Raw genomic sequence first — 19,561 nt, 5'->3', positions numbered from 1 at the left:
GCCATGATCCCCGACGACAAACCCACCAGCGTGCTTTACCTCAACGGCGTCTCGGTTTCCTTCGATGGCTTCAAGGCGCTGAATTCGCTGTCGATCGTCATCGAACCCGGCGAGCTTCGCGCCATCATCGGCCCGAACGGCGCCGGCAAGACGACGATGATGGATATCATAACCGGCAAGACCAGGCCCGACGAGGGCGAGGTGTTCTTCAACGGCACGATCGATCTTACCAAGAAGGACGAGGCCGATATCGCCCAGCTCGGCATCGGCCGCAAGTTCCAGAAGCCGACGGTCTTCGAGAGCCATACGGTGTGGGACAATCTGGAGCTGGCGCTGAACCGCCGTCGCGGCGTGTTCTCAACACTGTTCTACCGGCTTTCGGGCGAGGACAAGACGCGCATCGAGGAGATCCTCGAAACGGTGCGGCTGACGCATCGCCGTGACGAATTCGCCGCCAATCTCTCGCACGGGCAGAAGCAATGGCTGGAGATCGGCATGCTCTTGGCGCAGGAGCCGAAGCTGTTGCTGGTCGACGAGCCGGTGGCCGGCATGACCGATGCGGAGACGGCGGAAACCGCGATCCTGCTCAAGGATATCGCCAAAACCCGGTCGGTCGTCGTCGTCGAACATGACATGGGCTTCATCCGAGACCTCGGCGTCAAGGTGACCTGCCTTGCTGAGGGATCGGTGCTGGCAGAGGGATCGATCGATTTTGTGAGTTCGGATCCGAAGGTCATCGAGAACTATTTGGGGCGGTGAGGGATGATGGATACATCGGATGTTGATGGGTGTGTCACCCCTCCCCAACCCCTCCCCACAAGGGGGAGGGGCTTAACCCCGGCGCTCGCTCATCGCTACGATTGCCAGCTTTCCTATGATCTCCTGAGAAGTGGGACGGCGGCTCCGAGTTTGCCCCTCCCCCTTGTGGGGAGGGGTTGGGGAGGGGTCTTTTTTGGACCCGCAAAGATTCAGGAGACGGCATCATGCTGACAGTCGAAAACGCAAACCTCCACTACGGCGCCGCTCAGGCGCTGCGCGGCATCTCGATCAAAGCGGAGATGGGCAAGATTACCTGCGTGCTGGGGCGTAACGGCGTGGGGAAGAGTTCTCTTCTGCGCGCCGTTACCGGCCAGCATCCGCTGTCGGCCGGTACCGTCACCTTCAATGATACCAAGCTCAACGGCCTGCCACCCTTTGCCCGCGCCAAGCAGGGCATCGGCTATGTGCCGCAGGGACGCGAAATCTTTCCGCTGCTGACAGTCAAGGAAAATCTCGAAACCGGCTTTGCTCCGCTTGGCCGCCGCGACCGCAACATCCCCGATGACATCTTCAGTCTCTTCCCGGTGCTGAAGTCGATGTTGTCACGTCGCGGCGGCGATCTTTCCGGCGGGCAGCAGCAGCAGCTGGCGATCGGGCGGGCCATGGTGACGCGGCCGAGGATTCTCGTGCTCGACGAGCCGACCGAGGGCATTCAGCCATCGATCATCAAGGATATCGGCAGGGCGATCCGCTATTTGCGCGACTCCACAGGCATGGCGATCCTGCTCGTCGAGCAGTATCTCGATTTCTGCCGCGAGCTTGCCGACTATGTCTACATCATGGACCGCGGCGAAATCGTGCATGAAGGGCTTGCCGAGACGCTGGATACGCCGGAGGCCCGCCGCCACCTGACTGTCTGACCGGCAGATGCCGCATTTTGCAGCAAAGCGCGCGGCGCCTGGAAAACCTTCCGCCGCCGCCAAGGGTCTGCTCGGGGCGGCATAGGAATTGCTTGCTTTCCGTTATTCGCGCGCTTGAATGAAAACCAGGGGCGCGACCGAAAGGGACGATATGACGATCGCGGCGGCAGGCACGAGACCGCAAAGAGCGGAAGGGCGCGGGCATCTGGCGGCAAAGCTGTTCGATGGCCGCACGCGTATCCGTGAACTCTATCAGGAGGGGGCAGCGAAGATCCGCCTGCCCGATACCTTCGACGCCTCCATGGAAGCCGTCATCATCAATACTGCTGGCGGTTTGACGGGCGGCGATCGGATGGATTGGAGCGTTGATGCCGGCCCCGGCACGCGCATCGACGTCACCACTCAGGCTTGCGAGAAGATCTACAAGGCATCGGCCGGCATCGCCGAGGTGGCGACCAGCATCAAGGTCGGAGCCCAAGCCCGTGTCGACTGGCTGCCGCAGGAAACGATCCTCTTCGACCGGGCCGCACTTTTCCGCCGGCTGGATGTCGATCTTGACGAGAGCGCCGAATTTCTGGCTGTCGAAGCCGTGCTGCTCGGCCGCAAGGCGATGGGTGAGGCGGTGGTATCGGGGCTGTTCCGCGATCGCTGGCGGATCCGCCGCTCGGGTCAACTGATCCATGCCGAGGAACTCAGGCTTTCCGAAGGTGTGGCGGCACTGGCGGCGCGGCGGGCCGTGCTCGGCGGACAGGTGGCCTTTGCGACGCTGCTTTATGCCGGGCCGCTTTCAGAAGCCTATCTTAGCAAGGTCCGGCCGCTGGTCGAAGGATCGATGGGCGGTGCGAGCGCCTGGAATGGCAAACTCGTCGTCCGCCTTGCCGCAGCCGACGGCTTCTCACTCAGAAAAATCCTGATCCCGGTCATTTCCGCCTTGCGCAATGGTGCGCCTGTGCCGAAAGTCTGGAATCTATGAACGTAAGCATTCGGTCAAGCAGATGGACAAGCGATGAACCTCACTCCGAGAGAAAAAGACAAGCTGTTGATTTCCATGGCGGCGATGGTGGCGCGGCGGCGACTGGAGCGCGGCGTCAAGCTGAACTATCCCGAAGCGATCGCGCTGATCAGCGACTTCGTCGTCGAAGGCGCGCGCGATGGCCGCCCGGTTGCCGAGCTGATGGAAGCCGGCGCCCATGTGATCGGCCGCTCCCAGGTGATGGAGGGCATTGCCGAGATGATCCACGACGTGCAGGTGGAGGCGACGTTTCCTGATGGCACCAAGCTCGTCACCGTGCACGAGCCGATCCGGTGAGGAGATAGGGATGCTCGAGCTCAGGCCCAATTGCGAATGCTGCGACAAGGATCTGCCGCCTGATAGCACTGAGGCACGGATCTGCACTTATGAATGCACCTTCTGCGCCGATTGCGTGGACGGCGTGCTGAAGGGTGTCTGCCCGAACTGCGGCGGCAATCTCGTTGCGAGGCCTATTCGGCCGGCGGCGATGCTTGCCAAAAATCCGGCGTCGACGAAGCGTGTGCTAAAAGCCGAGGGCTGCGCGCCCAAGGCGGCTTAAGGAGGACGAGATGATTCCAGGCGAAATCTTTGCCGCGAGCGGCGACATCGAACTGAATGCCGGCGCGCCGACGGTGACGCTGGAGGTTTCCAATACGGGCGATCGGCCGGTGCAGGTCGGCAGCCACTATCATTTCGCCGAGACCAATGCGGGACTTTCCTTCGATCGCGCGGCGGCGCATGGCAAGCGGCTCGATATCCCGGCGGGAACGGCCGTGCGCTTCGAGCCGGGGCAGACGCGCTCGGTGACGCTGATCCCGCTTTCCGGCAAGCGCGAGGTCTACGGTTTCCGTCAGCTGGTGATGGGCAAGCTTTAAGAACAATAGGCTGGAGGAGTGCATGCGCTTGAATATCTGCCTCGTCGGGGCGGCGATGCTGCTGACGGCAGGTGCTGCCTCTGCTGAGGATGTCGATTGCAACAGTCCCAAGACGCAATCGGACATGACTGCCTGCGAGGCGGCGCGTCATGAGGCCGCCGACAAGGCTTTGAATGCGCAATACAAGAAGACCCGCGCCGTCCTGACAGCGATCGACAAGGACCTGGATGGCGACAGGAAGGGTGCAGAGCAGGCGCTGGTCAAGGCGCAGCGCGCCTGGATCGATTATCGCGACGCCGAATGCGACGCCTTCGGCTTTCAGGCCCGCGGCGGCACGATGGAGCCGATGCTGGTCGCCGGGTGTCTCGCCAACATCACGGACAAACGCACGAAAGAGCTGAAAGAGCTCGAAGATACGATGAGCAACTAGGGTGATCAGGAAAATCATGATCGTCGGCAATGGCGACATTGAGGAGGGCGGGGCTGGCATCATCGATGCCGCCGATTTCGTCATCCGCTTCAATGATTGCCGCTCCTATGGCGCCGGCGGCAGCCGCACGGATGCCGTCGCGGTCTGCAATACCGGCAGACCGGCAAAGGCGATGCTCGGCTCGCGTGAGTGGCGCACCCATCCGGGCGTGGTGTCGGCGGGCGAAATCTGGAGCGTGCGCGACCCGGAAAAATTCGCCGCGATGCGGGCACCGCTTGCCGTCTCGCATCCGGAACTCGACGATTTCTGCGACGACTATACGGATGAATTCAGTGTCTACTGCGCCGATACCGGCAAGAAGCACGTCGTCATCGGCAAGGCGGTTCACGAGTCCGTGGATGCCTCGCTTTCGGCGTTTTCTCCGTCGCCCTATGTCGTGCCGAGCAGCGGTATGATCGTCATTGCCGAGGTGCTGAACACATATGCCGAGGCCGAGGTGACGCTTGCCGGCTTCGGCCACGTCGGCTGGGAATGGCACCCATTTGCGGCCGAACGACAGCTTGTCGATAGTTATATTGCCGCTGGCCGCCTCAAGCGGCTCGGCGGAAAAACACTCGTCTCTTCCTCCCAAGGAGCCTGATAGATGCCCTACAAGATCTCGCGCGCCGCCTATGCCGGCATGTTCGGACCGACCACCGGCGACAAGGTGCGCCTTGCCGATACGGAGCTCTTCATCGAGATCGAGAAGGATTTCACCACCTATGGTGAGGAGGTGAAGTTCGGCGGCGGCAAGGTGATCCGCGACGGCATGGGCCAGAGCCAGGTGACGCGGGCGGATGGCGCGGTCGATACGGTCATCACCAATGCGGTGATCGTCGATCATTCGGGTATTTACAAGGCCGATATCGGGCTCAAGGATGGGCGCATCGTCGCGATCGGCAAGGCCGGTAATCCCGACATGCAGCCGGGTGTCAACATCATCGTCGGCCCCGGCACGGAGGCGATCGCCGCCGAAGGCAAGATCGTCACCGCTGGCGGCATGGACAGCCATATCCATTTCATCGCGCCGCAGCAGATCGAGGAAGCGCTGATGAGCGGCATGACCTGCATGCTCGGCGGCGGCACCGGACCGGCACACGGCACGCTTGCCACCACCTGCACGCCCGGTCCCTGGCATCTGGCGCGCATGATTGAAGCCGCCGACGCCTTTCCGATGAACCTTGCCTTTGCCGGCAAGGGCAATGCCTCGCTGCCGGGGGCGCTGACCGAAATGGTGCTGGCCGGCGCCACCTCGCTGAAGCTGCACGAGGATTGGGGTACGACGCCAGGCGCCATCGACTGCTGCCTGTCGGTTGCCGACGAATACGACGTGCAGGTGATGATCCATACCGACACGCTGAACGAAAGCGGCTTCGTCGAGGATACGATTGGCGCCATCAAGGGCCGCACCATCCATGCCTTCCATACGGAAGGGGCGGGCGGCGGGCACGCGCCTGACATCATCAAGATCTGCGGCCAGCCGAATGTCATTCCGTCGTCGACCAATCCGACGCGTCCCTATACGGTCAATACCATTGCCGAGCATCTCGACATGCTGATGGTCTGCCATCACCTGTCGTCGTCGATCCCCGAAGATATCGCCTTTGCCGAAAGCCGGATCCGCAAGGAGACGATCGCCGCCGAAGACATCCTGCACGATATCGGCGCCTTCTCGATCATCTCGTCCGACAGCCAGGCCATGGGCCGCGTCGGCGAGGTGGCGATCCGCACCTGGCAGACGGCTGACAAGATGAAGCGTCAGCGCGGCCGGCTGAAGGAGGAAAAGGGCGACAACGACAATTTCCGCGTCCGCCGCTATATCGCCAAATATACGATCAACCCGGCGATCGCCCATGGTCTCAGCCGTGAGATCGGCTCGGTTGAAGTCGGCAAACGTGCCGACCTCGTGCTTTGGAACCCGGCCTTCTTCGGGGTGAAGCCCGATATGGTGCTGCTCGGTGGCTCGATTGCGGCCGCCCCGATGGGCGATCCGAACGCCTCGATCCCGACGCCGCAGCCGGTACACTACCGGCCGATGTTTGCCTCCTATGGCAAGAGCCTCACCAATTCCTCCGTCACCTTCGTCAGCCAGGCCTCGCTCGATGCCGGCCTGAAGGGCCGGCTCGGCGTCGCCAAGGAGCTGGTCGCGGTGAAAAACACGCGCGGCGGCATCTCCAAGGCATCGATGATCCACAACGACCTGACACCCGAGATCGAGGTCGATCCGGAGACCTATGAGGTCAGGGCGAACGGCGAGCTGCTGACTTGCGAGCCGGCGACGGTGCTGCCGATGGCGCAGCGCTACTTCCTGTTCTAGGCCCAGGTCGGATGTGTGATGGACGGCTCCGATGAGGACAGGCATCCGCTGGTTGTTGCGGATCGTATTCCTGCTCGTGTTTTCGGCGGCCTGCGGAATCTTCATTCCCCGGCCGCTGATTGCGCCGGTCAAGGCGTCGTCTGCGGCGGTGACGCATCGGATTCTGCTGCTGTCGGGCCCGATCCATACCGATATTGCCATTCCGCTCGACGCGGAAACGCGGGCTGCCTTTTCCTTCCTTGACGATACCGGTTTTCCGCTCGGCCATCCGAATGCGGAGTGGCTCATTATCGGCTGGGGAGGTCGGGCCTTCTATCTGGAAACTCCCACATGGGCGGAACTGAAGCCGCTGCCGGTGTTGCGCGCGCTGACAATCGACCGTTCAGTGCTGCATGTGGATCTTGCCGGTCACATCACCGAGCCGCAGCCGACTGTTGCGGCATTCAATGTCAGTGACGATCAATTGGCGCAGCTGCGCAATTTTATCTCGGACAGCTTCGTGCGCGACGCGGGCGCGGTGGTGCCGATCCCGGATGCCGGTTACGGCGAGATCGACCGTTTCTTCGAGGCCAGGGGATACTTCAACGCTCTCTTCGGCTGCAACACCTGGAGCGCCGCCGCCCTGCGTTCGGCTGGGCTTCGAACCGGCTTATGGAGCCCGATTCCACAAGCATTGCGATTGTCTGTTTCTGTCTACAATTGAAGCAGCCGTAGAGCCAGTCCGCTCTTAAAGTGAATTGTGAACAGCGCTCTCCATATGGTTGTAAAAATCAGTGGAAGAACCGATGTTTTCCCCAGCTAAACCATTCTGGAACATCTGCCCCGCAGTGATCAATAAATCTCTTTTATATCAGTAATTTAAGTGTCTCTCTGCGCTGTTCGATTCAGAGATTGGAAAACTGCACCCCCTGCTAGAAAAGTTCTATCCACCGATTCGTCCGAAACCGTTCGAATCTTAACGAGTCGATTAAGACACCCGCAGCAATTGGGCTCTTATCAATGCCTGGAAACGCCGAGCAGGAAGGTTGATTCTCATGAGAAACTGGATTTCGCTGCAGGCCGATTTCGGCGATCTTCAATACCGCAAGAACGTCTACGTCTTCGCCCTGAAGATGGCTTTTCTCGCCGTTATTCTCTCGGGAGTCATTATCGCATTGACGATGCCGTCGCTCGATCTTCTCGGGTTGCTGCCGGTGACACTCGCTCATGCAATTGGCTTCAGCGCGATCTTTTCCTGGCTGATCGGCGGTACGGTTTCCGGCATGCTGTCACTGTTCGCCGGCTTTGCCATGCGCGATCTCGCGCTCTCGCGGGCGGAATTCGAAAAGCTCAGCCGCACCGATACACTTTCCGGACTGCTCAACCGGCGGGCTTTTACCGAGGCGCTTGAGAATACTGATGGCGACGCGTCCCTGGTCATTTTTGACGTCGACCGTTTCAAGACGATCAATGACCGCTTCGGCCATGGCTGCGGCGATGCCGTTATCATTGCCGTTTCGGCCATGCTCACCTCCGCCTTCGATGAGATGTCCGTCGTCGCACGGCTGGGTGGGGAGGAGTTTGGCGTCATCGTCTCCGGGGAACCGCTGGAGGCGCGGATGGAGCGCGTCGAAGGTGTCCGAGCCCGGATCGCCGGTGGCGCCATCAAGGCCGAGGGGCACGATATCCGCATCACCGTTTCCGGCGGCGTTGCCGATCTCGTCGCCGGGCGCAACAAGCAGGCGGTCTATGCCTCCGCCGACCGGGCGCTCTATCTCGCCAAGGCGCTCGGGCGCAATCGCGTCGTACACGAGCGGGAAGGTCTGCATCACGCCTGGCACGGGCTCGTCGATAAGGGCGTCGATGGCGAGGGCGGACCGGAGAGCGACAATGTGATGCAGGCTTACGGAATATAAAAACGGGACCCGAACGAAAGACCATTGGTGCTTGCATCGGGAAGAGCTATTTTGCATGGTCGTCCTCTCAGCAAAACGGACATATCATGCAGCGCGTCACCTCCTATCTTCCTGCCGGAACCCCTTCCTCCCATCCGATCGCCCAGGTCAAGCTGCCGCATGATCTACGCCATCTGCGCCGCAAGCTGCTGCATCTGGAAAATGGCGAGATGGTCATGCTCGATCTCAAGGATCCGGTGCTTTTTGCCAATGGCGATCTGCTGGTGCGCGACGACGGCGAACTGATCGAGATCCTCGCTGCCGACGAGAAGCTCTTCGAGGTTCGCGGCCGCGACCGCACGCATCTGGTCGAGCTCGCCTGGCATCTCGGCAACCGGCATCTTGCCGCGCAGATCGAGGAAGACCGCATCGTCATCCTCCGCGATCATGTCATCCGCACCATGCTGCAGGGCCTCGGCGCCGTCGTCCTCGAGATCGACGAACCATTCCAGCCGGCGCGCGGGGCCTATCATTCCCAAGGCGGGCATTCGCATGGGCATGATCACGATCACGATCACAATCATGACCACGGGCATGATCACGGCCATGACCATGATCACGAACATGGCTACGAGCACGAGCATGAACACCGCCACGATCGCGGTCATGATCATGACCACAAGCACGACTGAGCCTTGATGACCGGGGATCGCGAGCTGCAGGCATTGCTGCGCCTGACCGCATGGCTGTCACCGGCCTTTCCGATCGGCAGCTTTGCCTATTCGGGCGGGCTGGAGCGGGCGGTTGCCGACGGGCTCGTCACGGATGCTGGCTCGCTTGCGGCCTGGACCGCCACGCTGATCGGCAATGGTTCGGTCTGGAACGATGCGGTGCTTCTGGCTGAAAGCCACAGGCACCAAGTGGAAGCCGTACGCCTTGCCGAGATCGCCGTGCTTGCCGAGGCGCTTGCGGGATCACGCGAGCGCCATCAGGAAACGATGTTGCTCGGCGAGGCTTTTCTCGCAGCGGCGCGGGCCTGGCCGGACGGGGTGTTCGATCGGCTACCCGGCAAGGTCGCTTATCCCATTGCGGTCGGGGCGGTAACGGGCGCCCATGGCATAGAGCCCGAGAAGGCGCTTGCCGCCTTCCTGCATGCCTATGCCTCACAAGCGGTTTCATCAGGCATCCGCCTCGGTGTCGCGGGGCAAAGGGATGGTGTCGCCGTGCTTGCCGGTCTCGAAGACCATATCACGGAGGTCGCCCGGCGGGCGGCAGCCTCGACGCTTGACGATCTGGGTTCGGCGACGGTGCAGGCCGATATTGCCAGCCTGCGCCACGAGACGCAGGCGACGCGGCTGTTCCGTTCGTGATTGTCCGAAATTATCGCTGCGGTGAGAGCAATTCCAGCAAAAGTGCGCAGCGGTTTTGCGTCCGGAATTGCGTGAAAACCAAGAGATAGAGCGCTTCCGTGATTCGAAGAAAAACAGGCGCTCTAAGTCATTTGACGGTGGCGCGGGCGGGCGGCTTCGTTATCATCGGGGTTCGATTGGAGTTTGGAGTAAGGCATATGAAATCAAGAAACGGACCTTTGCGTGTCGGCATCGGCGGGCCGGTCGGCTCGGGCAAGACGGCGCTGACCGAAAAGCTCTGCAAGGCGATGCGCGACGACTATTCCGTCGCCGTTGTCACCAACGATATCTACACGACAGAGGATGCCGAGGCGCTGGTGCGGATGCAAGCATTGACGTCGGACCGCATCGTCGGCGTCGAGACGGGCGGCTGCCCGCATACCGCCATCCGCGAGGATGCGACGATCAATTTGCAGGCGATCGCCGGCCTCAACCAGCGAATCCCCGATCTCGACGTTGTCTTCATCGAATCCGGTGGCGACAATCTGGCGGCGACCTTTTCGCCCGATCTTGCCGATATCACCATCTATGTCATCTCGGTTTGCCAGGGCGAGGAAATCCCGCGCAAGGGAGGCCCCGGCATCACCCGATCGGACCTGCTTGTCATCAACAAGAAGGATCTGGCGCCCTATGTCGGCGCCGATCTCGAGGTCATGGACCGGGATGCGACGCGCATGCGTGCGAGCCGCCCCTTCGTCTTCTCCGACATGAAGCGCGGCGACGGCGTCAGTTCGATCGTCAGCTTCCTCAGGGAGCAGGGCGGGCTCTAGAGCATTCCGTTTTTCTCCGAATCACGGAAATGCTCTATCTCTTTGTTTTCACGCAATTCCGGACGCAAAACCGCTACGCACTTTTGCTGGAATTGCTCTAAAGCGGGATGATTTTGGCGGTCAGACCTGCCGCAGCAGGTTGACGTCGCTGATGGCGATCGCCCGGCCGCGCACCGTGACACCTTTCGTTTTCAGCGTCGAGAAGGCGCGTGAGAGCGCCTCCGGTGCGAGGCCAAGCTTGCGGGCAAGCAGGTTTTTCGGAAAGGGCAACCGCAGCGAACCGGCCGCACCGTTCCCGGCACAGTGGGTCAGCAGATAATGCGCAACGCGCTGCGGCGCGGTCTGCATCCGGTCGCTTGCCAGGCATTCCATCGTCGAGATCAGATGCAGTGACAGGCTGCGCATGATCGCCTTGCCGATCCGCGGCCGCTCCTCCAGCAACAGCCGGACCTTGGGAATGCGGAAGCATGCCAGCACGGCATGATCCATCGCCTGCGCGCCGGTGCGATAGGTTTCGTCGGCGTGGATCAGGCATTCCGCGAAGCCGTCGCCGGGCTCGCAGATGCGGATATCGGCCTGCCTGCCGTCGCCGTTGTGGCGATAGAGCCTGACATAACCGCTGAGTACGCAATAGAAATAGGCCGCCTTGTCGCCCTCCTCGAAGAGAACGTCGTGCGGGTCGCAGAGGCGAACGGTGGCGCAGGCGCGCAGGGCTTCAGCCTCGTTGTGGTCGAGCCCGGCCATGAAGGCGGCCTTGGCGAGCACAGCGGCCTCATGGCCGTTGAATGTCAGCGTCCTGTTCATCTCCCGGTCTCCTGATATGGCCGGTCTTTCCAATTCCACGTGCATGCCAGGCAAAATACGGGAGGGAGATGGCGGTGGATTTGATTTCGGTCAATCGTCAGACATGACCAAAAAACGAAACGGGCCAGGAGATCGCTCCCGGCCCGTTCCTTTCCTGGGTCTTGCTTATTCCGCCGCGAAGGGCGGCAGGCGCAGCACGTTGGTGTCGTTGCCCTTGGCGCTCTTGCGTTTGCCTTCCGGCTTTTCGATTGCGGTCAGGCGCTCCTCCAGCGAGTCGATCTCGCTTCGGTTCTCCCGAGTGACACGGGTGAGATCCTCGCGCGACAGCGGCAGCTCCTCCTCGTCCTTCCTGCCGACCAGGCGGCCGAAAGCCCAGCCGAGCAGGCGGGACAGGTCGTCCATGATCAAGAAGAAGGAGGGCACGACGACGAGCGAGAGCACAGTCGAGACGATGATGCCGCCGATCACCGCGATCGCCATCGGCGCGCGGAACGAGCCGCCTTCGCCGACACCAAGCGCGGAAGGCAGCATGCCCGCCGACATGGCGATCGAGGTCATGATGATCGGCCGGGCGCGCTTGCGGCCGGCTTCGACCATGGCCTCGACGCGCGGCATGCCCTGATGGCGCATCTCGATTGCGAAATCGACGAGCAGGATCGCGTTCTTGGTGACGACACCCATCAGCATCAGGATGCCGATCATGACAGGCATCGACAGCGGATTGCTGGTGAGGATCAGGCCGGCTGCGACGCCGCCAATGGCGAGCGGCAGTGAGAACAGGATGGTGAAGGGCTGGATCACGTCCTTGAAGAGCAGGATCAGCACCGTCAGCACCAACAGCAGGCCCATCAACATGGCGTTGACGAAACTCTGCTGCATCTCGCTTTGCACCTTGGTGTCGCCGCTTTCGGCAAGGTGCACCGTGGCCGGGATATTGGCGTCGTTGACGATCTGACGGAAGCGGGCCGAAGCCGTGTCGAGTGCTACGCCCTGCGGCAGGTCGGAACCGATCGAGACGACGCGGTAGCGGTTGTTGCGCTTGATCGAGCTTACGCCTTCCGAATAGTCGATATTGGCGACGCTCGCGAGCGGAACGGTGCCGCCGCTGGCGGTCTGGATCTTCAATGTCCGGATGGCCGCGAGATCGCGACGCATGTCGAGTGCGGCCTGGACGCGGATCGGGATCTGGCGATCGTCGAGCGAGATCTTGGCAAGGGCGGCATCGACATCGCCGATGGTGGCGACGCGGATCGTCTCGGAGATCTGCTGCGGCGTAATGCCGAGGCGGGCCGCCTCATCCATGCGCGGGTGAACCTGCAGTTCCGGACGGGGAAGGGAGCCGTCGGCGCTGACATTGGCAAGCAGCGGATCGGCGCGCAGCTTGGATTCCAGAATACCGACGGCGTCGTTCAGGTCCTTGTCGTTCTTGGAAAGGAAGTTGAAGGAGAGGTCGCGTTCGCCGCGGTCATTGAGCTTCAGGATCCGGACGTCGGGAATATCACGCAGCTTGGCGAAGACTTCCTTTTCGATATCCCACTGCGGGCGTTCACGGCCGTGGACCTCCACCTTCGGCAGTTTCGGGCCAATGACGGGGATACGGCCGATCACGTCGTTGACCATCTTCTTGACCAGCGATTGGTCGAGCTTGTCGAGTGCCAGCGTGATGGTCGCACGGCGCAGTTCGAGATCGCCCTTCGGCGATGCGCCACCGAGGACGAAGACGCTATCGACGCCGTTGATGTCCTTGACCCTGTCATAGATCGCATCCGTCGTCTTCTCGGTGTCGTCAAGGCGTGCATTGGGCGGCAGCTCGACGGAGAGAACGATGCGTGAGGCATCTTCCGGCGGCAGGAAGCTGCCGGGAACCTGCATCAGCAACAAAACGGAGCCGACCAGGAAAGCGAACGCGACAATCAGCGTCGCATAACGCGTGTACCAGCGTCCGGTGGTGCCACGTATGAGACGGGTGTATCCCCGCATCAGCAGGCCATCATTGTCGTGATGGTCTTCCATGGCGTCTTCGGCGCGCATCAGATAAGCGGCCATCATCGGGGTGATCAGTCGCGCGACCATCAGCGAGAAGAAGACGGAGAAGGCGACGGTCAGACCGAACTGGATGAAGTACTGGCCCGGGATGCCCGGCATGAAGGAAACGGGCACGAAAACGGCGATGATGGTGAAAGTGGTGGCGATGACGGCAAGGCCGATTTCATCAGCCGCCTCGATCGCCGCTCGATAGGGCGTCTTGCCCATCTTGATGTGGCGGGCGATGTTTTCGATTTCGACGATCGCATCGTCGACAAGGATACCGGTGGCGAGCGTCAGAGCGAGGAAGCTGACGAGGTTCAGGGAGAAGCCCATCATGTCCATGATCCAGAAGGTCGGGATCGCGGACAAGGGTAAGGCGATTGCCGAAATCAGCGTCGCGCGCCAGTTCCTCAGGAACAGGAAGACGACGATGACGGCGAGCAGCGCGCCTTCGAGGAGCGTATGGATGGCGGCCTCGTAGTTGCCGTAGGTGAAATAGACCGAATCGTCGATCAGTTCGATCTTCACATTCGGATTTTCGGTCCGCACCTTGTCGAGGTTCTGCGCCACGGTTTCGGCGACGCTGACCTCGCTGGCGCCCTTGGAGCGGAAAACGCCGAAGGTAACGACTGGCGTATCGTTGAAGCGCGAGAAGGATTTCGGCTCCTCATAGGTGTCCTTGATGACGCCGAGATCGGATAGTTTGACGAAGCGGCCGTTCGGCAGGCCGATCGTCGTGTTGGCGAGGTCGGCGACGTTGCGGGCGTCGCCGAGAACACGGATGGCCTGTTCGCTTCCCGCCACCTGGCCGCGGCCTGAGCCGAGGTCGATGTTGGTGCCGCGCAGCTGCTGGTTCACGCTCGCGGCGGTGATGCCGTAGGCATTGAGCTTGTCAGGGGTAAGTTCGATGCGCACTTCGCGCTCGGCGCCGCCGTAACGGTCGACACGGCCGATGCCGGCCTGGCCCTGCAGCGAACGCTTGATCGTATCGTCGACGAACCACGAAAGTTCTTCCAGCGACATGGCAGGCGAGGAAACGGCGAAGGTCTGGATCGCCTGTCCCTCGACATCGACCTTGGAGACGATTGGTGCTTCGGCCGTAGTCGGCAGATCGCTGCGGATGCGGTCGATCGCATCCTTGGTGTCCTGCACGGCTTGTTCGGTCGGCACTTCCATCCGGAACATGACGACGGTCTGCGAGCTACCGTCGGTCACCGTCGACTGGATTTCGTCGATGCCGGTGATGGAGGCCACCGCGTCTTCGATCTCCTTCGTCACCTGCATTTCGAGCTCGGCCGGCGAAGCGCCGCTCTGCGTCACGTTGATCGAAACGAGCGGCACGTCGATGTTCGGAAAACGCGTGATCGGCAGCGCGTTGAAGGACTGCATGCCGATGAACACCAACAGGCAGAAGGCCAGCAGTGGTGCAATGGGATTTCGGATGGACCAGGCTGAAAAATTCATCGGATGGTCTCTTTAGTTGGAAGCCGGGGGCTGTTCACGCACCGGCGTGATGTGGTCACCGTCGCGAACGTAAGCGCCCGCCTTGGCCACGACCTCGTCGCCGGTCTTCAATCCATCGATGACCTCGACATAGGCGCCGTCCTGGATGCCGGTCTCGATCTTGGCGAATTTCACCACGCCGTCCTCGACCTTGCGGGCGGAGGAGCCTTCGTTGCCGGTGAGTACAGCGGTCAGGGGAAGCGCTACGCCTTCAGTCTCGCGCACGGTGATCTCGGCGCTGCCATACATGCCTGAACGCGCCTTGCTGTCATCATCGATGGAGATATGGACGAGGCCAAGGCGGGTGACCGGATCGACGGTCGGCGAAACCAGGCGTACGGCGCCGGAAAGCTTCTCACGGCTGCCGGAAAGCGAAATCGTCGCCTTTTGGCCGGCCATGATCCTGACGACATCGCTTTCAGCGACCTCAGCGACAAGCTCGATATCACCGTCGCGGATGATGGTGAACAGCGGATCGCCGTTGCCGGCGGCAATGGCGCCGACCTTGGCGTTCTTCGCCGAGACCGTGCCGGCGACCGGCGTCTTCACGTCGGTGCGCGCCAGCTTCAAATCCGCATCGGCGATCTGGCTGTCGAAGACCTTGAGATCCGCTTCGGAGACCTCGATCGCCTGTTCGGCGGAGACGACGCGGGCATTGGCTGCTGCGGCGGTCGCATCGGCCTGTTCGACCTGGGCGGTGGAAACCGTGCCCTTCTTGACCATTTCCTGGGCGCGGGCCTGCTGCTGCCTTGCCTGTTCGGCATTGGCCTGCGCCTCGATGAGCTGGGCGCGCAGCTGGGCGAGGCTTGCCTCGCCCTTGGCCTTCGTCGCCATCATCTGGCTCTTTTCCAGGACCACTGCGTCATCGTTGAGCGTCGCCAACGTGCTTTCGGCCTGAACCTTGTCGCCGATATCGGCTTTCAGCGTGCGGATCGAGAGGCCTTCGACCTGCGGCTGGATATAGACTTCTTCGACGGGCTTGACCGTTCCGGTGCCGATGACACGGTCGACGAGGGTGCGGTTCACCGCAGTGGTGACGACGATCGCCGGCAGGTTCTGCTGCGGTTTTGCGACCGGCGCTTCCTGCGAAAATGCGGTGGATGCAGCAAGTGCCGCTGCAAAAAGAGTAGAGGCGCCTAGAATTCCAGTCGGCTTGCGTACCATGCGTGTTCGTCCAATCTTATGATAAGGTTGGCCGAACTCGAGCGTCTGCCACTCAGCGCGCGATCAGGCCACTGCCCTTCCTGCATTCTCAGAGGTATCCGCCGATCCTTTGCCGCCTTCATCCCTCGCCGGCAAATTCGGCTTGTAGGTGGTATCGATTTGCTCGATCTACAAGTCCGGCAGAAAACAATTCCCCATTAGGCAATAATAATTACCATTCCGACGTCAATCAATCACCGCAAGGTTATGTCAACATTACGAAGATTGATCGCGCCTCATCCCTAAGACGTTTGACGCCCGAAAAATGCGACAGTTGCAAGGCATTTTTTTCGGTTGCTGGATGCAGATGATGTAGGCCGACTGACCGGAAATCTGAATCAGCATCCAAATCAAATAGATAGAGAATGTCGTCCGAATACCGCGGACAGTTTTTGCCATCATGCTCCAGAAAATGACGAAACGCGCGGAAATCTCCCGCGCGTTTCGCTTCGCAATCCTGCCGAAACTACTTGGAAGCGGCGTCGGTGATATCGTGCGTCCAGGCGCCCGACGGCTCCTTGCTTATGATCTTCTGGTCGAGCAGCGCCTTTGCCGTGCGGGCATAGAGCGCCTCGTCCAGCTTGCCGGAGCTGTCGCCGACCAGCTTGGCGACTTCGCCCATCATGCGCTTCTGATGGTTGTCGTCCTGGCCGCCATTATCCATGACGATCTCGGCGGCTTCGTCGGGATTCTCGGTGGCATATTTCCAGCCCTTCATCGATGCGCGGACGAACTTGACCATCTTCTCCTTGAAGGCCGGATCTTTCAGCTTGTCTTCCATCGCATAGAGGCCGTCTTCAAGAAGGTCGTTGCCCATTTCCGTGTAGTTGAAGACCGTCAGTTCTTCCGGCTTGAAGCCGGCATCGATCGCCTGCCAATATTCGTTATAGGTCATGACAGAGATGCAGTCGGCCTGCTTCTGGACAAGCGGCTGCACATCGAAGCTCTGCTTCAACACGGTGACGCCGTTCGGACCGCCTTCTGTGGACAGGCCGAGCTTGTTCATCCAGGCGAAGAAGGGATACTCGTTGCCGAAGAACCAGACGCCGAGCGTGTGGCCCTTGAAGTCGGCTTCGGTCTTGATCGGGCCGTCCTTGCGGCAGACCATTTCCAGGCCCGCCTTCTGATAGGGCTGGGCGATGTTGACGAGCGGAACGCCCTTTTCGCGGGCAACCAGGGCACCGCCCATCCAGTCTACGATGACATCGGCGCCGCCGCCGGCGATCACCTGCTCGGGGGCGATATCAGGGCCGCCCGGCTTGATGTCGACGTCGAGGCCTTCCTCCTTATAGAAGCCCTTTTCCTTGGCGACGTAATAACCGCCGAACTGGCTCTGCGTGACCCATTTCAGCTGCAGCACCACCTTGTCGGCGGCCATCGCATGGGCCGATGCAAGCGACATCGCGCTCGCCATCATTGCAACCATCAACTTTCTCATTTTCTTATCCTTACCCTCTGAAGTTATGCCCGGACCCGTTTCTGGAGCCCGTGCGCGCCTAGCCACCACGGATAGACGGATGCCAGAACGTCACCGCCCGTTCGGTCAGGGCGATGATGCCATAGAAGATCGAGCCGGCCAGCGCCGCGACGGCGATTTCCGCCCAGACCATGTCGACATTCATGCGGCCGATCTCGGTGGAGATACGGAAGCCCATGCCGACGATCGGCGTCCCGAAGAATTCCGCAACGATGGCACCAATCAGCGCCAGCGTCGAGTTGATCTTCAGTGCGTTGAATATGAAGGGCATTGCCGCCGGAAGCCTGAGCTTCAGCAGCGTCTGCCAATAGCCGGAGGCATAGGTGCGCATCAGGTCACGCTCCATGCTGCCGGAGGCGGCAAGGCCGGCTACGGTATTCACCAGCATCGGGAAGAAGGTCATGATGATGACGACGGCGGCCTTCGACGGCCAGTCGAAGCCGAACCACATGACCATGACAGGGGCGACGCCGATGATCGGCAGGGCCGAAACCATGTTGCCGATCGGCAGAAGGCCGCGGCGCAGGAAGGCGATGCGGTCGGCCAGCACCGCTACGACGAAGCCACTGAGGCAGCCGGCGATATAACCGATCAGCACTGCCTTGAAGATCGTCTGCCTGACGTCCGCGCCGAGGATCGGCAGCGATGCCATGAACCGCGCGCCGATGGCGCTCGGCGGCGGCAGCAGGATGAAGGGAACGCCGGCGCCACGCGTGACCGCCTCCCAGAGAATGAGGATCCAGGCGCCGAAAATCGCCGGAATCAGAAGCTGGAGCGCCGACTTGCCGGAAGTAGTGACGGGCTGCAGTTTCGACAGCTCGGTGACGCATCGCCAGGCAAGCAGCCAGCAGGCGAAGAGCAGCAAGAAGAAAGCCCGCGTCGCCGTGCCCTCGTTGCCGGAAAGAGCGGAAAGCAGCATCCAGGCGGCGCCATGCGCGCCGATAAACAGCACGGTGGCACGATAGGCCGGCGGCTGCGGCGCTAGAGACAGCAGGGCAGCCGCGATGACGATGATGAAAATGAGGCTTGCCGTGCCGTCAGTGAGGGGGCGCGCCGCGCCCTCGCCCAGAAGCGGCAAGGCCGTCAGTGCCCCGATGCAGAGGAGGAGGGCGACCATGGCTTGCCAGGAGAAGGTCAGATGTCTCATGCCGGCCTCCCGCCCATGGCGCGGTCGACGATCTTCGCCGCGACGCCGACAATCGCAACCAGGATGCCCGCCAGCAGCGATCCGGCGACGAGGGCGGCCCAGATATCGATGGTCTGGCTGTAATAGGAGCCGGCGAGCAGCTTCGAGCCGATACCGGCGACGGCACCCGTCGGCAGCTCGCCGACGATGGCGCCGACGAGGCTGGCGGCGATCGCGACCTTCATCGAGGTGAAGAGGAAAGGGATCGAGGCTGGAACACGCAGCTTCCAGAAAGTCTGCATCGGGCTGGCATAATAGGTGCGCATCAGGTCGAGATGCATGATCTCAGGTGAACGCAACCCTTTCACCATGCCGACGGCGACCGGAAAGAAGGAGAGGTAGGTGGAGATCAGCGCCTTCGACACGAGCCGGGAGGCGTCGGAATCGAGATTGAGGAGATGTGCAACGGCATTGTCGCCGGTCAGCACGTTATAGGAGATGATCACGATCATCGGCGCGATGGCGAGGATCGGTATGGTCTGGCTCGCCACCAGCCACGGCATCAGCGAGCGGTCCATGGCGCGGTTATGGACGATCAGCACGGCGAGAAGGATGCCGAGCAGCATGCCGAAGCCGAAGCCGAGCAGGGTGGAGGAGAGCGTTACCCAGCTGTGATAGACGAGGCTGCGATTGCTTGAAAGGCTGCGCAGGAAGGTGTTCTCGTAGACGTTCTGCGCCACCTGATGCGGCGCCGGCAGGATCGGCTTCGGCTGCGCCAGAGTCTTGCCGATGAATTCGAGGGTCGTAGGTGTAACGCCGGCGCGGCCGTCCATGTCGCGCTGGAACGGCGCGTTCATGAGGATGGCGGCGATATACCAGATGACGACGAGCGCCAGCAGGATTGTGGTGACGGGGACGATCTTGTCCTTGAAGGTGTCGGGTTTCACAGCGACTGCCCCCATTGGTTGGCGTCGAACGCGCAGCCACCCCCCTCTGCCCTGCCGGGCATCTCCCC

20 protein-coding genes are annotated in these 19,561 nt (G+C 61.4%); 14 read left to right on the top strand and 6 right to left on the bottom strand.

What is annotated here, in order from left to right:
* Positions 1 to 3: 3 nt before the first annotated feature.
* The 14 genes from urtD to ureG all read left to right on the top strand — a co-directional run bounded on the left by urtD (position 4) and on the right by ureG (position 10,405).
* Positions 4 to 759, top strand: a complete 756-nt coding sequence (gene urtD / locus AC2444_RS16750; RefSeq protein ID WP_003542325.1) for an urea ABC transporter ATP-binding protein UrtD — start codon at positions 4 to 6, stop codon at positions 757 to 759.
* A 224-nt stretch (positions 760 to 983) separates the two neighbouring features.
* Complete coding sequence (gene urtE, locus AC2444_RS16745) at positions 984 to 1,679, top strand: urea ABC transporter ATP-binding subunit UrtE (RefSeq protein WP_003542323.1); 696 nt, start codon at positions 984 to 986, stop codon at positions 1,677 to 1,679.
* Positions 1,680 to 1,830: 151 nt separating this feature from the next.
* Positions 1,831 to 2,652, top strand: a complete 822-nt coding sequence (locus AC2444_RS16740; protein WP_012758688.1) for an urease accessory protein UreD — start codon at positions 1,831 to 1,833, stop codon at positions 2,650 to 2,652.
* 33 nt (positions 2,653 to 2,685) lie between these two features.
* Positions 2,686 to 2,988: an urease subunit gamma gene (locus AC2444_RS16735; protein ID WP_003542318.1), complete on the top strand. Its 303-nt coding sequence runs from the start codon at positions 2,686 to 2,688 to the stop codon at positions 2,986 to 2,988.
* Positions 2,989 to 2,998: 10 nt separating this feature from the next.
* Positions 2,999 to 3,250 (top strand): DUF1272 domain-containing protein, encoded by a 252-nt coding sequence (locus AC2444_RS16730; RefSeq protein ID WP_012758687.1) that lies wholly within the window; start codon positions 2,999 to 3,001, stop codon positions 3,248 to 3,250.
* Between the two features lie 10 nt (positions 3,251 to 3,260).
* Positions 3,261 to 3,566 carry an urease subunit beta gene (locus tag AC2444_RS16725; RefSeq protein WP_012758686.1) on the top strand — a complete coding sequence of 102 codons (306 nt, stop codon included), beginning with the start codon at positions 3,261 to 3,263 and terminating at the stop codon, positions 3,564 to 3,566.
* Positions 3,567 to 3,588: 22 nt separating this feature from the next.
* Positions 3,589 to 3,996, top strand: a complete 408-nt coding sequence (locus tag AC2444_RS16720) for a lysozyme inhibitor LprI family protein (protein ID WP_012758685.1) — start codon at positions 3,589 to 3,591, stop codon at positions 3,994 to 3,996.
* A gap of 16 nt (positions 3,997 to 4,012) precedes the next feature.
* Positions 4,013 to 4,636: a hypothetical protein gene (locus AC2444_RS16715; RefSeq protein ID WP_012758684.1), complete on the top strand. Its 624-nt coding sequence runs from the start codon at positions 4,013 to 4,015 to the stop codon at positions 4,634 to 4,636.
* Positions 4,637 to 4,639: 3 nt separating this feature from the next.
* Entirely contained in the window at positions 4,640 to 6,352 is a 1,713-nt protein-coding gene (ureC, locus tag AC2444_RS16710; protein ID WP_012758683.1) for an urease subunit alpha, read from the top strand.
* Positions 6,353 to 6,383: 31 nt separating this feature from the next.
* A complete protein-coding gene (locus AC2444_RS16705) occupies positions 6,384 to 7,055 on the top strand; it encodes a TIGR02117 family protein (protein ID WP_012758682.1) in 672 nt (223 codons plus the stop codon).
* Positions 7,056 to 7,386: 331 nt separating this feature from the next.
* The gene (locus tag AC2444_RS16700; protein WP_012758681.1) at positions 7,387 to 8,247 is read left to right on the top strand and encodes a GGDEF domain-containing protein; all 861 of its coding nucleotides are present in this window, start codon (positions 7,387 to 7,389) and stop codon (positions 8,245 to 8,247) included.
* A gap of 86 nt (positions 8,248 to 8,333) precedes the next feature.
* Positions 8,334 to 8,918, top strand: coding sequence for an urease accessory protein UreE (gene ureE / locus AC2444_RS16695; RefSeq protein ID WP_012758680.1), 585 nt, complete (start codon positions 8,334 to 8,336; stop codon positions 8,916 to 8,918).
* A gap of 6 nt (positions 8,919 to 8,924) precedes the next feature.
* Positions 8,925 to 9,596 carry an urease accessory protein UreF gene (locus AC2444_RS16690; RefSeq protein WP_012758679.1) on the top strand — a complete coding sequence of 224 codons (672 nt, stop codon included), beginning with the start codon at positions 8,925 to 8,927 and terminating at the stop codon, positions 9,594 to 9,596.
* A gap of 197 nt (positions 9,597 to 9,793) precedes the next feature.
* Positions 9,794 to 10,405 carry an urease accessory protein UreG gene (ureG, locus tag AC2444_RS16685; RefSeq protein WP_003542294.1) on the top strand — a complete coding sequence of 204 codons (612 nt, stop codon included), beginning with the start codon at positions 9,794 to 9,796 and terminating at the stop codon, positions 10,403 to 10,405.
* Between the two features lie 120 nt (positions 10,406 to 10,525).
* Here ureG and AC2444_RS16680 read toward each other — a convergent pair whose 3' ends face one another.
* The 6 genes from AC2444_RS16680 to AC2444_RS16655 form a co-directional block, all read right to left on the bottom strand.
* Complete coding sequence (locus tag AC2444_RS16680; RefSeq protein ID WP_012758678.1) at positions 10,526 to 11,209, bottom strand: Crp/Fnr family transcriptional regulator; 684 nt, start codon at positions 11,207 to 11,209, stop codon at positions 10,526 to 10,528.
* 165 nt (positions 11,210 to 11,374) lie between these two features.
* Positions 11,375 to 14,701 (bottom strand): efflux RND transporter permease subunit, encoded by a 3,327-nt coding sequence (locus AC2444_RS16675; protein ID WP_012758677.1) that lies wholly within the window; start codon positions 14,699 to 14,701, stop codon positions 11,375 to 11,377.
* Positions 14,702 to 14,713: 12 nt separating this feature from the next.
* The gene (locus AC2444_RS16670; RefSeq protein WP_012758676.1) at positions 14,714 to 15,904 is read right to left on the bottom strand and encodes an efflux RND transporter periplasmic adaptor subunit; all 1,191 of its coding nucleotides are present in this window, start codon (positions 15,902 to 15,904) and stop codon (positions 14,714 to 14,716) included.
* Between the two features lie 505 nt (positions 15,905 to 16,409).
* On the bottom strand, positions 16,410 to 17,381 hold the full coding sequence (locus tag AC2444_RS16665; RefSeq protein WP_003561937.1) for an ABC transporter substrate-binding protein: 972 nt from the start codon (positions 17,379 to 17,381) through the stop codon (positions 16,410 to 16,412).
* Positions 17,382 to 17,439: 58 nt separating this feature from the next.
* Positions 17,440 to 18,567 (bottom strand): ABC transporter permease, encoded by a 1,128-nt coding sequence (locus AC2444_RS16660; protein WP_012758675.1) that lies wholly within the window; start codon positions 18,565 to 18,567, stop codon positions 17,440 to 17,442.
* Positions 18,564 to 19,493 carry an ABC transporter permease gene (locus AC2444_RS16655; protein ID WP_012758674.1) on the bottom strand — a complete coding sequence of 310 codons (930 nt, stop codon included), beginning with the start codon at positions 19,491 to 19,493 and terminating at the stop codon, positions 18,564 to 18,566. The genes AC2444_RS16660 and AC2444_RS16655 overlap by 4 nt, the downstream gene beginning before the upstream one ends.
* Between the last annotated feature and the right edge of the window lie 68 nt (positions 19,494 to 19,561).

This window comes from Rhizobium sp. WSM1328 (assembly GCF_057653715.1).
The sequence above is the reverse complement of the archived record's forward strand: the minus strand, read 5'-3'. Positions and strand labels throughout refer to the sequence as shown.

Bases quoted from the DNA above. Each gene is read 5' to 3' on its own strand.
- urtD (WP_003542325.1), top strand. From the start codon at position 4: ATGATCCCCGACGACAAACCCACCAGCGTGCTTTACCTCAACGGCGTC.
- urtE (WP_003542323.1), top strand. From the start codon at position 984: ATGCTGACAGTCGAAAACGCAAACCTCCACTACGGCGCCGCTCAGGCG.
- AC2444_RS16740 (WP_012758688.1), top strand. From the start codon at position 1,831: ATGACGATCGCGGCGGCAGGCACGAGACCGCAAAGAGCGGAAGGGCGC.
- AC2444_RS16735 (WP_003542318.1), top strand. From the start codon at position 2,686: ATGAACCTCACTCCGAGAGAAAAAGACAAGCTGTTGATTTCCATGGCG.
- AC2444_RS16730 (WP_012758687.1), top strand. From the start codon at position 2,999: ATGCTCGAGCTCAGGCCCAATTGCGAATGCTGCGACAAGGATCTGCCG.
- AC2444_RS16725 (WP_012758686.1), top strand. From the start codon at position 3,261: ATGATTCCAGGCGAAATCTTTGCCGCGAGCGGCGACATCGAACTGAAT.
- AC2444_RS16720 (WP_012758685.1), top strand. From the start codon at position 3,589: ATGCGCTTGAATATCTGCCTCGTCGGGGCGGCGATGCTGCTGACGGCA.
- AC2444_RS16715 (WP_012758684.1), top strand. From the start codon at position 4,013: ATGATCGTCGGCAATGGCGACATTGAGGAGGGCGGGGCTGGCATCATC.
- ureC (WP_012758683.1), top strand. From the start codon at position 4,640: ATGCCCTACAAGATCTCGCGCGCCGCCTATGCCGGCATGTTCGGACCG.
- AC2444_RS16705 (WP_012758682.1), top strand. From the start codon at position 6,384: ATGAGGACAGGCATCCGCTGGTTGTTGCGGATCGTATTCCTGCTCGTG.
- AC2444_RS16700 (WP_012758681.1), top strand. From the start codon at position 7,387: ATGAGAAACTGGATTTCGCTGCAGGCCGATTTCGGCGATCTTCAATAC.
- ureE (WP_012758680.1), top strand. From the start codon at position 8,334: ATGCAGCGCGTCACCTCCTATCTTCCTGCCGGAACCCCTTCCTCCCAT.
- AC2444_RS16690 (WP_012758679.1), top strand. From the start codon at position 8,925: ATGACCGGGGATCGCGAGCTGCAGGCATTGCTGCGCCTGACCGCATGG.
- ureG (WP_003542294.1), top strand. From the start codon at position 9,794: ATGAAATCAAGAAACGGACCTTTGCGTGTCGGCATCGGCGGGCCGGTC.
- AC2444_RS16680 (WP_012758678.1), bottom strand. From the start codon at position 11,209: ATGAACAGGACGCTGACATTCAACGGCCATGAGGCCGCTGTGCTCGCC.
- AC2444_RS16675 (WP_012758677.1), bottom strand. From the start codon at position 14,701: ATGAATTTTTCAGCCTGGTCCATCCGAAATCCCATTGCACCACTGCTG.
- AC2444_RS16670 (WP_012758676.1), bottom strand. From the start codon at position 15,904: ATGGTACGCAAGCCGACTGGAATTCTAGGCGCCTCTACTCTTTTTGCA.
- AC2444_RS16665 (WP_003561937.1), bottom strand. From the start codon at position 17,381: ATGAGAAAGTTGATGGTTGCAATGATGGCGAGCGCGATGTCGCTTGCA.
- AC2444_RS16660 (WP_012758675.1), bottom strand. From the start codon at position 18,567: ATGAGACATCTGACCTTCTCCTGGCAAGCCATGGTCGCCCTCCTCCTC.